Genomic DNA, 1,585 nt, shown 5'->3' with positions numbered 1-1,585 from the left:
CCCGAACCGCCGAAGCTCCCCGAGACGGCCTGGATCAACAAGCCCGACGAGCCCAGACCGGACGATCAAACGATCCCGACACAGGGATAGAACGATCTACCTGCCTTGATCACGTTGACAGGTTCCGTTTGTCACGGGCCCGCTGCTGGCCTTTGGTGTTGCCGGTGGAGCGCACCAGGATCCGGCGCACTTCCAGCTGCGGATCGTTCTTGCGGGGCCCGGCCAGGACAGTCGTGGCGCAGCGGGCAAGTCACGCTAGGCAGAACCCGCTGCCGGACCCGTCTCGCAACAGGCGGTCCCACCTCCCCATAGATATAGGTCCCTGCCCGTCTGCTCAGCCCTGAGGACTGTCCGGGTCAGGGAACCGTTAACCCGGTGCTGTCGCGCATCAGAGGCGCGACAGGACGGTAGCCGTCGGTCTGCGGTCACGCTTCGATGGGCGAGGACACCCGCTGGGGCTCGTCGGCTGTGCCATGAGCGGCGGTGCCACGGCATGGCCGGGCGATGCTCCAGGGGGTGCCGTGAAGCCAAGGTGGGTTCTGGGCGATGGTCGAGCAGTTGGCGTCGCTTCTCTCGCAGCTGACGGCGCCCGGGTTCCGCTGGTCAGGGTGGCCCACGGAACGCGGTAAATCGCGGAACACCATTTTTGACATATCTGACTACTCGCTCTTAAGTGGAATATATGGATCTTTAGGCAGAGTCAGGTTCCCTCACGATCGGATCACTGCGGAGGTGCCGAAGTGACGGCACAGGACGGACTACGTCCAACCCTGACTACCGAGAGGGGCACGCCCCCAGCGGACCCGGGACACCGAGACGGCCGGTCCAGTGTGGGCCGCTGCTCATCCAGGACCAGCACTTCTGCGAGCTCGCCCGCGTCAACGGCGAGCGCATCCCCTACCACGTCGTGCCTGGCCATGCCGCCACTCACAGCACCTCACCGCGACCGCCGACGTCACTCCGTACACCAGGGCGACGTTCCTGTCCGAGGTCTGCCAGCAGTCCGAGGTCTTCTCGCGCTTGTGCACCGCGGTCGGCCGGCTGGGCTCCGCAGACGAGGTGCGCGACCTCCGCGGCTTCGCGCTGAAGTTCTCTTCCAAGGACGACAACGATGCCCAGGCCGGCAAAGACGCTCAGGTCTTCCTCGCCAAAGACCTGAGCAAAGTCCCCCAACCCCACTTCTGGAAGCCGCAGGGCCGGGCCGACCATGGCGCTGATCGGCGACCTGGATCACATCGACATGCGCATGAACACCCCAGGCCTGCGCCGACTACGGAAAGCGCCTGGCGACCGCGGTCAAGGAGCGGCGCGGTAGGCCCGGGGACAGCGGCCACGGCACCAAGACACACCCGCACACCCACGGACTCGTTCCGGTAGGAGAAAACATGACTGACGAAAGGCCCCGCACCCCGGAAGACGGGTGGAGCGAGGGAGGATGTCCGGCGGGTTTCTTCGCGCCCCTCTCTGTCAAAGTGTGATGAGTCGGGTAAAGTGACCGATTCATTCAGTCGAGGGCGGAGAAGGAGGAGTGCCCGAAGTGGCCAGCAGCAACGACCACCAGGCCCCGGATCCGCAGGTAGAGCCC

At 65.4% G+C, this 1,585-nt stretch carries 1 protein-coding gene; it reads left to right on the top strand.

Going from position 1 to position 1,585, the window contains the following annotated elements; all coding sequences use genetic code 11:
* The first annotated feature begins 828 nt into the window (after positions 1 to 828).
* A complete protein-coding gene (locus FCI23_RS64580; protein WP_136731754.1) occupies positions 829 to 1,377 on the top strand; it encodes a catalase in 549 nt (182 codons plus the stop codon).
* The last annotated feature ends 208 nt before the right edge of the window (positions 1,378 to 1,585 follow it).

The sequence above is a fragment of the Actinacidiphila oryziradicis genome (assembly GCF_005047355.1).
Classification (GTDB): Bacteria; Actinomycetota; Actinomycetes; order Streptomycetales; family Streptomycetaceae; genus Actinacidiphila; species Actinacidiphila oryziradicis.
This window is presented reverse-complemented; position numbering and strand designations above follow the sequence as displayed.